At 71.4% G+C, this 11978-nt stretch carries 16 protein-coding genes; 5 read left to right on the forward strand and 11 right to left on the reverse strand.

Annotated features, from left to right (window positions below):
• Window positions 1-47: 47 nt before the first annotated feature.
• A complete protein-coding gene (locus tag ACO2Q3_RS11620) occupies window positions 48-536 on the reverse strand; it encodes a DMP19 family protein (protein WP_423306747.1) in 489 nt (162 codons plus the stop codon).
• Between the two features lie 148 nt (window positions 537-684).
• On the opposite strand from ACO2Q3_RS11620, the gene ACO2Q3_RS11625 reads away from it, so the two are divergent.
• Window positions 685-1518, forward strand: coding sequence for a class I SAM-dependent methyltransferase (locus ACO2Q3_RS11625; protein ID WP_423306748.1), 834 nt, complete (start codon window positions 685-687; stop codon window positions 1516-1518).
• A 79-nt stretch (window positions 1519-1597) separates the two neighbouring features.
• On the opposite strand, the gene ACO2Q3_RS11630 is transcribed toward ACO2Q3_RS11625, so the two are convergent.
• Together ACO2Q3_RS11630 and ACO2Q3_RS11635 are read right to left on the reverse strand one after the other, a co-directional pair.
• A complete protein-coding gene (locus ACO2Q3_RS11630) occupies window positions 1598-2764 on the reverse strand; it encodes a hypothetical protein (RefSeq protein ID WP_423306749.1) in 1167 nt (388 codons plus the stop codon).
• A gap of 237 nt (window positions 2765-3001) precedes the next feature.
• The gene (locus tag ACO2Q3_RS11635; RefSeq protein ID WP_423306750.1) at window positions 3002-3211 is read right to left on the reverse strand and encodes a hypothetical protein; all 210 of its coding nucleotides are present in this window, start codon (window positions 3209-3211) and stop codon (window positions 3002-3004) included.
• Window positions 3212-3388: 177 nt separating this feature from the next.
• Here ACO2Q3_RS11635 and ACO2Q3_RS11640 point away from each other — a divergent pair, with 177 nt between their 5' ends.
• Together ACO2Q3_RS11640 and ACO2Q3_RS11645 are read left to right on the forward strand one after the other, a co-directional pair.
• Window positions 3389-3862 (forward strand): DUF4908 domain-containing protein, encoded by a 474-nt coding sequence (locus ACO2Q3_RS11640; protein ID WP_423306751.1) that lies wholly within the window; start codon window positions 3389-3391, stop codon window positions 3860-3862.
• Between the two features lie 296 nt (window positions 3863-4158).
• Window positions 4159-4602, forward strand: a complete 444-nt coding sequence (locus tag ACO2Q3_RS11645) for a hypothetical protein (RefSeq protein ID WP_423306752.1) — start codon at window positions 4159-4161, stop codon at window positions 4600-4602.
• Window positions 4603-4738: 136 nt separating this feature from the next.
• Here ACO2Q3_RS11645 and ACO2Q3_RS11650 read toward each other — a convergent pair whose 3' ends face one another.
• The 7 genes from ACO2Q3_RS11650 to ACO2Q3_RS11680 form a co-directional block, all read right to left on the reverse strand.
• On the reverse strand, window positions 4739-5158 hold the full coding sequence (locus tag ACO2Q3_RS11650; RefSeq protein WP_423306753.1) for a hypothetical protein: 420 nt from the start codon (window positions 5156-5158) through the stop codon (window positions 4739-4741).
• A 96-nt stretch (window positions 5159-5254) separates the two neighbouring features.
• Window positions 5255-5404 (reverse strand): hypothetical protein, encoded by a 150-nt coding sequence (locus ACO2Q3_RS11655; protein ID WP_423306754.1) that lies wholly within the window; start codon window positions 5402-5404, stop codon window positions 5255-5257.
• A gap of 36 nt (window positions 5405-5440) precedes the next feature.
• On the reverse strand, window positions 5441-6598 hold the full coding sequence (locus ACO2Q3_RS11660; RefSeq protein WP_423306755.1) for a hypothetical protein: 1158 nt from the start codon (window positions 6596-6598) through the stop codon (window positions 5441-5443).
• A 353-nt stretch (window positions 6599-6951) separates the two neighbouring features.
• Window positions 6952-8400, reverse strand: a complete 1449-nt coding sequence (locus tag ACO2Q3_RS11665; protein ID WP_423306756.1) for an alpha/beta hydrolase domain-containing protein — start codon at window positions 8398-8400, stop codon at window positions 6952-6954.
• Between the two features lie 110 nt (window positions 8401-8510).
• On the reverse strand, window positions 8511-8771 hold the full coding sequence (locus ACO2Q3_RS11670; RefSeq protein ID WP_423306757.1) for a hypothetical protein: 261 nt from the start codon (window positions 8769-8771) through the stop codon (window positions 8511-8513).
• 10 nt (window positions 8772-8781) lie between these two features.
• On the reverse strand, window positions 8782-8922 hold the full coding sequence (locus ACO2Q3_RS11675) for a hypothetical protein (RefSeq protein ID WP_423306758.1): 141 nt from the start codon (window positions 8920-8922) through the stop codon (window positions 8782-8784).
• A 17-nt stretch (window positions 8923-8939) separates the two neighbouring features.
• On the reverse strand, window positions 8940-9299 hold the full coding sequence (locus tag ACO2Q3_RS11680) for a DUF6481 family protein (RefSeq protein WP_423306759.1): 360 nt from the start codon (window positions 9297-9299) through the stop codon (window positions 8940-8942).
• On the opposite strand from ACO2Q3_RS11680, the gene ACO2Q3_RS11685 reads away from it, so the two are divergent.
• Together ACO2Q3_RS11685 and ACO2Q3_RS11690 are read left to right on the forward strand one after the other, a co-directional pair.
• The gene (locus ACO2Q3_RS11685; protein ID WP_423306760.1) at window positions 9298-9510 is read left to right on the forward strand and encodes a hypothetical protein; all 213 of its coding nucleotides are present in this window, start codon (window positions 9298-9300) and stop codon (window positions 9508-9510) included. The genes ACO2Q3_RS11680 and ACO2Q3_RS11685 overlap by 2 nt on opposite strands.
• Before the next feature lie 138 nt (window positions 9511-9648).
• Window positions 9649-9858, forward strand: a complete 210-nt coding sequence (locus ACO2Q3_RS11690; protein ID WP_423306761.1) for a hypothetical protein — start codon at window positions 9649-9651, stop codon at window positions 9856-9858.
• 9 nt (window positions 9859-9867) lie between these two features.
• On the opposite strand, the gene ACO2Q3_RS11695 is transcribed toward ACO2Q3_RS11690, so the two are convergent.
• Window positions 9868-11829, reverse strand: coding sequence for a CocE/NonD family hydrolase (locus ACO2Q3_RS11695; protein WP_423306762.1), 1962 nt, complete (start codon window positions 11827-11829; stop codon window positions 9868-9870).
• Window positions 11830-11978: the final 149 nt, after the last annotated feature.

Below are 11978 nucleotides of genomic sequence, written 5' to 3' on the forward strand. Positions count from 1 at the left end.
CACGATCCCGCCTCCCAACCCCGCGGCCCGACATATCTGTTACCGTCTCAGAAATCGGCCGGATGTGCGGCGACAAACTTGTAGAGCAGGGCGCTCAGCGGATCAGGATAGGCAAGAAAGCGCGCGTCCAGATCGTCGAACGTGTCGTCTTCGAACGTGTTCAAGGCCTCTCGACGCTTAATGACGTCCGCCCAGTCAAGGTCAGGTCGGCCGAACCGATGGACAGCTTCAGCGACGATCTGGGCGCACTTGCGCGCGCCAATCGTCCTCAGGGCCGCAACCGCTCTAGGCGCATCACGGCCGGAGGAATTGAAGAAATACTGGTCGAAGCCGCCGTTGTTCACCTCGGCTTCCAGCTCCCAGACGATCTTGAATGTCCGCTGTGCAGGCGAAAGCGTCTGGGTAGGCCTGAGAGCAATCGTCTCGGAGATGGCAATCAGGCGGTCTTCTTCGGCCCCGCCCGGCGATGCGTGGGCCGCCCACGGAAGCGCCGCCAGAGTCAGGATGCTTGCGAGGAGGGGGCGCCGGCCGAACATAAGCCAGCATCTCAGGCGACCCCGGACCGCGCAACGGGGGACACGATTTCCCCGCCCGACCGGCCGACGCTTCCGCGAGCGCGGCGTCGGGGGAGCGCGTATCATCGCGCCCCTGTACGAAACGACGGCGGCGTGGGGCGACCAGCGCATGAGCACGGCTTCGAACCTGGCCCCGGACGCCTTCGTCGGGACGGCCGCGGCGTATCTGCGCTACCGGCCGCCCTATCCCCGCGCGCTGCTGGACGATCTGCTGGCGCGCACCGGAGCGCGCGGCGCGGGGGTGCTGCTGGACCTGGCCTGCGGTCCCGGACGGGTGGCGCTGGACCTGGCGCCGGCGTTCGCGGCGGTCTGGGCGGTGGACCTGGAGCCGGAGATGGTCGCGCTGGGCCAGCAAGAGGCCGCGCGGCGCGGCCTCGGCCACGTGGTCTGGCAGGTCGGGCGCGCCGAGGACCTGGACCTGCCGGCCGGGTCCGTCGACCTGATCACCGTCGGCGAGGCCTTCCACCGGCTGGACCAGCGCCTGATCGCGCGCAAGGCGTTGCACTGGCTGAGGCCCGGCGGCTGGCTGGCGACGCTGGGCATGGACGGTATCTTCGCCGGGCGGGAGGCCTGGCAGCAGGCCGCGGCGGCGGTGGCGCGGCGCTGGTCGGAGCGGGCGTCCGGCGCCGGCATCGCCCAGGCGCGGCCCGGCAACGCCGTCGGCCCGGGCGCCGACGCCAGGGCGCTGCAGGCGGCCGGCTTCGCCGACGTCCAGAGCCACGCGTTCGCCGAGCCGCGCGCCTGGTCGCCGGACGCGATCGTCGGCTATCTGCGATCGACCTCGGTGTGCTCCGCCCGGGCCCTGGGCGAGCATTCCGCCCCCTTCGAGGCCGAGCTGCGCGCCGTGCTGGCGGACGAGGCGCAGGCCGAGGCGGCGGCGGAGGCTGGCGCGTTCCACGAAACCCTCCGCAGCGGCTACACGATCGGCCGCCGGCCGGACTGAGCGGGCGGCGGGGTTCGACAGTCTGATCCCGCCGCTGGCCGGGCTGTTCCGTCTCTATGCAAGCGCGCCGCGGGCAGCCCTAGCGCGCCACGCCGTCCGGCGCCCCGTGAATGGCCCTCCAGGCCGCCCCTTCGTCTGGTTTGCCCGCGATCTGGTCCATCCAGCCTCGGCCGTCTCCCGTCGCCCAGGCGCCCGTCACCGCCCGGCCGTCGCGGCTCAGCACCAGGGCCTGCGTCCAGAACGGCAGGATCGCGCGCCCGTCGGTCCCGAAGGATTGGCGGCCCCGCCAGATGAGCACGGGCAGCTTGTCCGGCTGTGACACCCAGGCCGCCAGGACGACACCGTCGTCATCCACCCGCTCCACCTTCAGCTCCAGGGCTAGAGGTCCCAGCGCGTCCTGGTCGTCCGGCGCGAGAACGATCGGGGTGCGCAACACCGGCCGCGGCAACTCCTGGATGGCGTTGACGAGCCAGCCGTTGCTTTCCCGGACGGCCAGAAATCCATCGTAGCCGTCGCTACCGGCGCGGACGCACCACGCCCATTGAACGACGGCCAGCAGTCCGGTGGTCGTCGATTTCGGCGCGGGCAGGCACCACGCGGCGGTGGCCGGGCCAAGATCGGGATCCCACGACATCGGTGCGGCGAAGGCGAAGAACTCGGTCCCCTCCGCCAGACGCCGGTTGAGGATCTTGAACGGCGTCTTCAGCCGCGCTGTCCGCCGATAGTGCGCCTGGCCGGTCACGATGGCGTCGCCACCGCGCACCGCGCCCTGGGCCAGCGCCAGTCCATCCGGTTCGAGCCGGACGGCGCCGACGTAGAACGGACCATGCGGGACCTCAGGCAGCGGCGCCACAGTGGCCTGCAGCCGCGCCGGCGCAGCTTTGCGCGCGAAGGCTTCGAGCCAGGCCCCCTGCCCGCCCGCCGCGTGCCGGAAGCCATAGTTTTCCGCCTGATTCAGCGCGATCAGGGCATAGCCGCGGGTCCGCATGCAGCGGATCTGATTCAGGCCGACGTTCTGTTTCTCCAACGCGGCCTCCAGCGGGATCGCCAGCAGGCTCGCGGCCACCGCCTGCCCAGGCTTTAGCACGCCAACGGTGTTATAGCCGAGCTTGTAGGCGTCGGTGATGGGTGCGGCGCCGATCGGGGGCGGCAGTCCGGTGTTGCCGTCGCCGGGCCAGGCCTTCGCACGCTGCAGGCAGGCGTCCAGGTCGGCCTGATAGCCGGCCGCGGTCTGTCCCACCTTCACCGGCGCTTCCCACCCCGCGCCCCACGCCGATCCAGCTGCCAGGCACAGGCTCACAAGCGCGGCGCCGAACACTATACGCTTCAAATCCGAGCCCCCCAGCTCCCGGCAGCAGGCGCGCCCCGCGCCTGATCTGCGACGGCCTTCCTTCTAGGGGACAGCTCGCCGCGTCGCCACCGGGTCGAGCGAAATTCGCGGCGACACACGCCGGGCGTTGCATGATGAGCCAAGCGCCGCGGCTCAGTTGTGGATGACGCCCAGCCAGAACAGCGCCAGGAATGCATCGAACCCGGCAAGGATCAGGATGAACCCCCAGTACTGGATCGGATCGTCGCTGCGGGCGACCATCCTGGTGCTGTAGCGACCTGCATCGGGCGCCTCGCCCCTGTACAGACAGAAGCCGAGAACGATCACCACCGCCAGGGCCGATAGGCCTGCAAGATCCCTCAAGTCACCTCCGGCAATTGAATCAGGTGAACCCTGGCAGACACGATACCTGTTCCCCGCCGACCGAGCGACGCTCCCGCGGACGATGGGCGGGCGATCGGTATCGCGACTCCAGCATCACCCCGGCATCACACCCCAACCTGCCGTCAGTTCGCCACAAGGTGGCGCCATGGCTTGACCATGGCAAAGCTCGCAGGCGTGCTTCGGGTGCTGGTGGCTTCCTGCGTGATGGCGACGTCCGGGGTCGCCATCGCCGGGTCGACGCCCCTCGGCGCGGCGCGCTCCGATCCGGCCGCCGCCCTCTATGCGAAGCTCTTCCAGGCGGCGCTGCGCGCCAGCCGCGCCGCCCACCACATCGTGTCGTTCGACACCCCGGACGCCGACGCCGGCGTCGACCAGCTCTATCCGTTGGCCGCGGCCAGGGTCAGCGACGCGATCGTGGCCATGGCCGCTGCGCCGGGCGGCCGGCGCCTGCTGACGCAGGTGGACGCCGTGCGCCTGGAGCAGGGGCCCGCCGGCGGCGTGCGGGTCGAGGGCCGCACCGTGGTGATCACGGTCAACCCGTCCATGGGCGAGTCCAGCTGCCCGTCCACCGCAGCCATCGAACGGACACTCTGGCGCTCGCTGTCGTCCCCAGCGGCAACCCGTTCCTGAGCCGATCCCGCCCCTGAACCCCGGGCCGGCGGCTCCATGGACCTCCCGGCGCCTTTTTCCGGGGGTGCAAAAGGCGCCCAGGCGGAACCGGGTCATCGCCCGCCGCGCCGGCCGCCGGTTAACCAGATAGGGTCCTGAAACCCCTGCCACTTCACCGAAGCGACAGCGCGCGGCAGATTTCTTGCCCCGCGTGCATCCTGTGCAAGGTCAGTGAGGACAGCATGCAAGGCGTTGGTGGCGTGAACTATTCGAGCTTCGGGACTGCGTGGACACGATCGGCGGACCCGACGCCCGGCTTGACCGGAGCCGCGAGCACCGCGGGGGCGGCCAGTGACGGTGCGCCCGCCGGATCGTCGGCGGGCGCCAAGCCGCCGACGCCGCCCTCATTCGGCTCCCTGCTTGGCGGCGAACAGGTCACGGGCGGCGTCACCGCCACCCTGCCCGACGGGATTACCATCGGCGTCTGGAGCCTGGCCCCGACCGGCGCGGCCCAGGACGTCTCGGGCGCGACGGACGCTGCGGGCGCTTCGGACGGTCCGGGCGACACATCGGCCGCGGGCGGCGCGGCCAACCGGCCGGACTTCGCCTACATGGCCTCCGCCCTGGAACAGATGGTCGACCAGTTCATGGCCTCGGGCTTCGGGACCGCGGGCTACGGGACCGCGTCAGCGGCCGCCGCGGCGACCCAGGCCTACGGCGGCCAATCCAGCCCGACCGCTGGCCAGGGCGCCGTCGCCTGAGCCTCGTCGGAGAGGGTCTGCTCCTCGGCTGCGCGCGGCTGCACGCCGGCGCGGCGGTCGACGCCCCCGAGAGCGCCGAGGTGTTCACCGACATCGCCGCCTTCTTCGAGCGGCATCTGTCGGCGGGCTAGAGCGATCAGCCGCGCTGCGGAAATCCGTAGCGCAGCGCGTCCGCCACGCTGCTCACGGTGATCGCGACGATCAGGAGCGTCCACGCGAGACTGAACACCGCCGCCGGCGCGATGCCGAGCCCAAGGGCAAGGCCCTCTGGACGGTCGAGCCGCGCCTCCATCCGGTTCCAGTCCCGCAGGAGAGACCACAGGAACAGCGCGCGGACGACAAAGATCAGAAGCGTGGCGGCCAGCACTTCACGCAGGAGGCCGCGCCACGCCGCCTGGTCCCCGCAGACGATCGAGGTGGCGACCATCAGGCCTTCGGCGGCGGCGATGGCGAGCGCCCAGCGCACCGGCGCCCGGATCAGCCACGGTTTGCGCCCCGGTGCGGGCGCGTCCTCCACGGGCCTCGGCCGCCGCCAGGCGCGCTCGATCTCTTCCAACGTCGGGTCGCGTCGATCCACAGCCGGGAGGCTATCACGGGATCGACGGCCCGTATCCGGCCCCGCTTTTCAGGATAGGCGTGCCGACGACCCGTCTCAGAAGTACACCGCGTCTACGTACAGGCCCCGGGTCTCCACCCCCTCCGGAACGGCCACGCCGGGCGTCCACATGAAGAAGCCGCCCACGTCGCGGGCCAGGCGGCGGATCAGGTCACCGCCGGGCGAGGCTGGAGAGGTGTAGATCACAAGGTCGTCGAAGCCCTCCGCGGCCAGGCGGGCGCATCAGGCGCGCAGCAGGGCCTCGAACTGGTCCTCCGCCCCAGGCGCGAACGCGTAGTCCAGCACCACCCCGCGGGTGGAGACGGTGGTCGTCCCGGCCGTGACCGTGACGGTGCGCAGGGCGGCGCCATGCGCCCAGGCGCCGACCACGGCCGCCTCCGTCAGCCACACCCGGTCCCAGCCGTAAAGATCGGGCGCGCGCGCCATGCGGGCAGCGAAGCGCTCGACCGAGTACGGAACAAACATCTCCTCCGCGTCGTGGAAGGCGTTCAGCCGTTGCACGATGTCCGGCGCGTCCGCCGGGGTCGCCGCTCGCCCCGGGATGGCCTTCAGCGGCGCGCCGGCCAGCGCCCGGCAATCCAGGCTCGCCCGGTCGATGGTCTGACTCCACTTGTCCGGGGTGCCCGAGAAGCCGTGCTGCATGCCTAGGTTGTCGACCGCGATATAGGCGTTGGTGCCGTCGATATGGCCCCGGTACTTGTCGAGCACCTTGTTGGCGGCCCCCCACAGCCCCTTGCGCTGGTGCTCCGGCAGCACGCGCAGGTGCGAGACGGTGACGATGGTCTTCAGCGCCCCGCCGACGCGCACCACATGCTGGGCGCCGCAGCTGACCGCCGCCGGCTCGCCGTCCACCGAGGCCAGGCCGATGCTGCAGTCCTCCATCAGCCGGGTGGCGTCCATGTAGTCCTCGCCCCGGTCGAAGTGCACGGCGACATCGCCCATCACGATGGGGCAGCGGCGTTCCACGTCGGCCAGGATCGCCGCGTCAGCGGCGGTCGCCTCGCGAAAGCCGAGCTGGAAGTCGTAGCGCCGCTCGATGCGGAAGGCGCTGAAACGGTGTGGCGGGTCGGCCTCGACCGCCGCGGCCAGCAGCCAGCGCCGGTTCTTGTCCGTGCTCACCTCCACCTGGATCTCGTCATCGCCGTCCGCCTCGACCTTGACCGCGACGACCCGGCCGATGCGGGCCGCGTTCGCCCGCCAGGCGGCCTGCTGCGCCTCGGCGTCCGGCATCGGTCCCAGCTGGGCGCGGAACGCCGGAGCGTAGTGGTCCCAGTCGCCGGGGCCGGCGCCCTGCCCCTGCTGGTTCAGCATGCCGATCCACCAGTCCAGCCGGCGGCCGGCGGGCGTATCGGGCAAGGCGAGGCTGGCGGTGTCGGTCACGGCGCGCTCCATCGGTCAGGCCACACGGATCAGTAGCATACCGCAGCGCTTCGCGGCGCGTCAGCCGGCATGCTGCGCAAGGGCGATGGCAGGGTGGCCACAGCATCGGCCGGAGGGGTGCGCGCCTTCTCCCCTTGCGGGAGAAGGTGGCCCGCGTCAGCCGGATGAGGGGTTGATGAGCCTTCGCGACTAGCCTGCGGAGGCTTGGCGCGGGCGCCAACCGGAGCCGCCTCGTCCACCCCTCATCCGTCTTGCTGCGCAAGACACCTTCTCCCGCAAGGGGAGAAGGAAGAGGGCAACGCTTCATCGGGACGTGTGAGCTGGTCAGGCGCGAGGGGGAGGGACGATGGCGTTCACTCCGCGGCGGCGGGGGCTTGGGCCATGGCGTGGGCGCGGCGGTATTCCTGGGCGGCTTCGGCGAGGGCCGGCGCGACGTCGCGGGGCATCAGCACCCCGGCCGCCACCGCCGCCTCGGCGGCCGCGCGGAAGCGGGTCAGGTAGCCCGCCTCGTCGCCATAGAGGGCGTCCAGGGTGGCGGCGTCGAACGGGCGGTTGGAGCCGCGCAGGCGGCCGGCGAAGTCGTCGCTGACGGGGGTGGAGCTGTTCATCGCCACGGGAGCGTCGGCCTGGGGCAGGCGCGCCCCGCCGGTGGCGATGCCGTGGCGGTCGCGCACCACCTGGCCCTCGGCGTCGAAGTCGATCGGCGGCTGGCCGGGGGGCGGCGCGCCGCCGTTCACCCAGCGGTTCAGGTGGTGCAGGGCGGCGTCGTAGAACGGCTGCAGGTAGATGCGGTTCATCTGTTCCGACGGCGCCGGCGGCGCGACGCCGAAGTCGCGCCGGTACTTCTCGTTGCGGGTCAGCTGGGCCTGGTAGGACACGTGGGTCAGGGCCGCGGCCTCCCAGGTGCAAAAGCGCGCGGTGTCCGGCTGGCGCACGCTGAGGCAGGCGATGGCCTCCAGCTCGGTGTTGACGATCATCGCCGGCACGTCGAGATCCTCGCGGATCAGGCTCTGGCCGCGCGGCAGGCGCACGGCGGCGCCGGCGGCGTTGGGATTCACCGGCCGGTCGGACGCCTCCAGCGGCGTGCCGCTGCCGAAGTAGATCTGCAGCATGTAGCCGTCGAAGGCGTGGCCGCCCTGGTCCGGCGCCAGCGGATGGATGGCGTTGACGTAGGTGGCCAGCCGCCCGGCCGACTGCGAGGCGCCCAGGCCGATCACCTTGCGCACGTCCAGGCCGCCCAGCGGATCGACGGTGCGGTCGCGGCCGGGCCCGACCGCCCGGGCGACCTGCGAGAAGATGTCGTAGGAGGCGTCGTCGGTGGGGATGCTCAAGCTGCCATAGCGCTCGGGGTCCCAGGCCGCCAGGCCCTGCGGGTTCTCGGCGAAGCCGTGCACGCCCACCCGCTGCACCGTGGCGCAGACATAGGCGTAGCCTTCCTCCAGCACCTCGGGCCCCTCGCCGAAGAACAGCTCGTAGCCGGCGGTGACGTTGTTCCAGCAGACCACCGCCGTGCCGTTGAAGCGGGCCGGGTCGGCGGGGCGATAGACCAGGAAGCGGGTCTTGAAGGGAACCTTGCCCCGCGGCCGCGCGGGCCAGCGGCCGTCGCGGCTCATCTGCGCGCCCGGCGCCAGGGCGTAGGTGGTCGCCTCGCCGGAGAGGAAGAACTCCGCCTCGACATAGCCCTTGTCGGCCAGGTCGATCAGCGGCCGGTTGAACGCCCAGCCGTGGCGCCCGCCGGTAACGGGGCCTTCGACGGTGGATGGCTGGGCGGTTGAGGCCTCGGTGGGCGATTTCTGGGTCATGTGGCGACTCCCTGGGCGGTCCAGCCGTGTGCCCGGCCGTGTCCCGCATGCGCCTACCCTAGCGTCCCGGCGACGGCGCCGTCACCCCGCTTGCGCCCGTCCGAAGTCGGTCAGCGGGCCTCGCGGGTGATCTCCTTGATCATCAGTTGCACGGCGGACTTGCCGCCGGCGGTCCACACCCGCTTCAGCAGCGCCAGGGTGCGCGCGGCGGCGTCCTCGAACTTCCAGTCGCACTGTTCGAACTGGCAGCCGTCGAAGTGCGGGACCTCGCCGCCGCGGTAGATCAGGCGGCAGTTGCGGAATTCGCAGTCGGCGAAGTGCTCGCCGTCCAGGACGACGGTCTCTTGATTGAAGATGGTGGCGGTCTGCACGGACGGACTCCTAATCGTTGTTGGTCGGATCGAGCGGCGCCGGGCGGTCGCGTTCGCGCTGTTCGCGCTTGGCGGCGGCCTTCTCGGCGGTCTTGATGGCCTTGATCCGCTCGCGCTCGGCGCGCTCGAAATTGTAGTTCGGCTTTCGCATCTGGGGCCTCCTGGCGGCTAGCGGCGCGCCTTGCGGGCGGCGTAGCGGGCGTCGCGCTTGGCCTGCGCCTCGGCGTTGGTGAGCGCCTTGCGCGCCTTGCGTTCGCCGCGCTTGGCCTCCAGGGCCTCTGCGTCCAGCTGGGCCTGCGCCTGGCGGGCGGCCTCCTCGGCGTCCAGCACCGCCTGGCGGGCGTCGGCCTTGGCCGCGGCGCGGTCCGCGCGAACCTGCGCGCGCTCCGCCGTCTTCAGCGCCGCGCGCTGGTCGTGCAGCGGATCGGTGATCGTGGGCCGGGCCTGGAACTTGGCCAGCCGGGCCTTTTTCGCTTCGGCGGCGGCCTTGAGCCGATCCGAGAAGCCGATGTTGTGAAGGTCTGACATGTTGCTTTCGGCTGTGGCCGCGGCAGCGGAAGGCCGCCACGACGCCATGGACCTTCGCGGCGCGCTGTGCGGCGCTCACGCGAAGAGATTTGATCAAATTTTCGGAGAGGATCGCGGCGAATTCGGCCGCCAGATCCTGCAGATCAGTCGGCGAAGTTCGTCGCACCAAAGCGATATTCGATGCGCTATTCTATACGCAGCAGCCGAATAATTCCACACAAATCTTGTGCGGATCGATCCTCGGCGACAGAGAATTGCCGCCCTGCAAAGTCTTCATCTGCGGCGCTTTACGATGAAGGCCCGCCTCCGCCTGCCGCACCGGCCGGGCGACGCGGGCCGGAGTGCGGCCATGAAGCTCGTCGAACTGACCGCCGTGAAGGGCGGCCCGCTGTGGGTCAACGCCGCCCTGGTGCTGTACGTCGCCGGCGCCGAGGCGGCCGGCGCCAGCCTGTACGGTGACAACAACGTGCGCACCTCCAGCCGCCTGTGGTTCGCCCAGGGCGTCAGCCTGGAGGTCAAGGAAAGCGTCGGCGAGATCGTCGAGCGCTTCGCGGGCTGAGGGGTCGCCTCACCGCGCCGGCGGATGGTCCGCGCCCGGACCTGCGGCGCCGGCGGGGATCACCGGCAGGATCACGGCCGACGGGTGGTCGATGTCGTGCAGGATGGTCTGCACCGCGACGGCCTGGGTCGATGTGGCGCCGAAGGGCTCGCCGGTGTTGGGGTTGGGCGCGAACTGCGGGAAGTCGCTGGACGAGATCTCCAGCCGGATGCGGTGGCCCGCGGCGAACAGGTTGCTCGTCGGCCAGACGTTGATCCGGTAGCGATAGACCTGTCCGGGGACGATCGGCGTGGGATGGCTGAGCGAGTCGCGGAAGCTGGCCCGCTGGATGCCGTTGCTGAGGTTCACCGCCGTGCCGTCCGGGAACACGTCCACCAGCTTGGCGGTGAAGTCGGTGTCGGGCGCCGTGCTGCGGGCATAGAGGATCACCGTCACCGGCCCGGTGACCTCCAGCGGCTGGGCCAGGGGCGCGCTGGAGAACACCAGGATGTCCGGACGCTGCTCGATCGCCGACTGGTCGAACTGGCCCTGCGGGCCGGAGCTCCAGGCGCAGCACGAATGGCCGCCGATGCTGGGGACGGGATTGGCCGGATCGTAGGTGAACTGGTCACTGGGCGCGGCGGCCGCCGCGGCGGCGACGGGGACGCCGCCCTCGGTGGTCGGGTGGGCCACCGCCTCGCCCCTCGCCTGGAGCGGCGGCGCGGGGCTGAGGACGCCGTCGCCCATCACCGAATTGGCGTGGCCGCCGCTGGCCAGGGTCCAGGTCTGGTAGTCCGTCGACGGCAGCGGCCACTGGTCGGCCACATGCCAGCGGTTCTCGCCCATGACGAAATAGTCGACCTGCGGCCCGCCGGCGACGCCGTTGTCCTGGCCCTTCAGGACGTGGTCGAACCAGGCGATGGTCAGGGCGTTGACGGGGCTGTCGGCCACCGGCCCGATCGCCTTCAGCCGCGGGCTGACCGGGCTTTCCGGACGGCCCCAGCCGAGGTGCTCCCAAGGCCCGATGACGATCCGCTGGTTGCGCCGCGCCAGCTCGGAGCCGCCCTCGCGGCGCATGCCGTCGAAGTTGCGCAGCGCGCCGTTGACGAAGGCGTCGTACCAGCCCTCGAACGCCAGCACCGGCACGGTCACCTGGCTATAGCGGGTCTGGATGCTGAACGCGCGCCAGTAGGCGTCGTCGGCCGGATGGCGGATGGCGTCGAAGAAATACGGCGCGACCACAGGATTGTCCGGCTGCAGGGTGGGCAGGCGCGAATAGGGCGTGAAGCGCAGCCACACGGCGACGGACCTGGCCGCCGCCTTGAGCCCGGCCAGGGCCTGGGCGTCCTTGCGGTTGGCCGCGGCGGTGGTGGCGATGGTGTCGGTCATCCACGGCTCGATGAACCCCAGCCGGAAGGCGCCGTCCTCGTAGGTCCAGCCGTCGTAGTAGTCCGACGCGGTGTTGGAGGGCACGATGGCCTTCAGCGACGGCGGCGCGGCGGTCGCCGCCAGCCACTGGGTGGCGCCGACATAGGACGAGCCGTACATGCCGACCCGCCCGTTCGCCCCGGGCAGGCGCGCCGCCCACTCGACGCTGTCATAGCCGTCGTCGCGGTCGTGGGCGTACTCGTAGAACACCCCGTCCGAGGCGCCCTGGCCGCGGATGTCCTGCACCACCACGATGTAGCAGTGCGAGGCGTACCAGCCGGGGGTCTCGAACCGCGCCGGCTGCACCTGCGCGGCCTCCTTGCCGTACTGGGTGCGCATCAGGATCACCGGGACCGGCGCGGGGCTGTCGGGGCGATAGACGTCGGCGCGCAGCACCACCCCGTCGCGCATCCGCGCCTCGACATTGCTCTGTTTGCTCACCGCGCAGGGGCCGCGCCCGGCGTCGGAAGGCCAGGCGGCCCAGGCCGCGGCCGGGGCCAGCAAGACCAGCGTCGTCGCCAGGGTCAGCAATGCCCGCCCCGCCGCCCGTCGAAGTCGGCTCAACACACGCAACGCCCCCCAAAGCGGCCCATCCCCGCCAGCGTCGCCGGATGCGCGCCGCAAGTCCAGGGGACGCGCGCCGCCGGACGCGGGAAGGCCTCGGCCTGCCCCCTGGGCCGCGCGGGCGCTCGTCAGGGTAACGCCTCCCTTCC

The sequence above is a fragment of the Caulobacter sp. KR2-114 genome (assembly GCF_049446115.1).
Classification (GTDB): Bacteria; Pseudomonadota; Alphaproteobacteria; order Caulobacterales; family Caulobacteraceae; genus Acaudatibacter.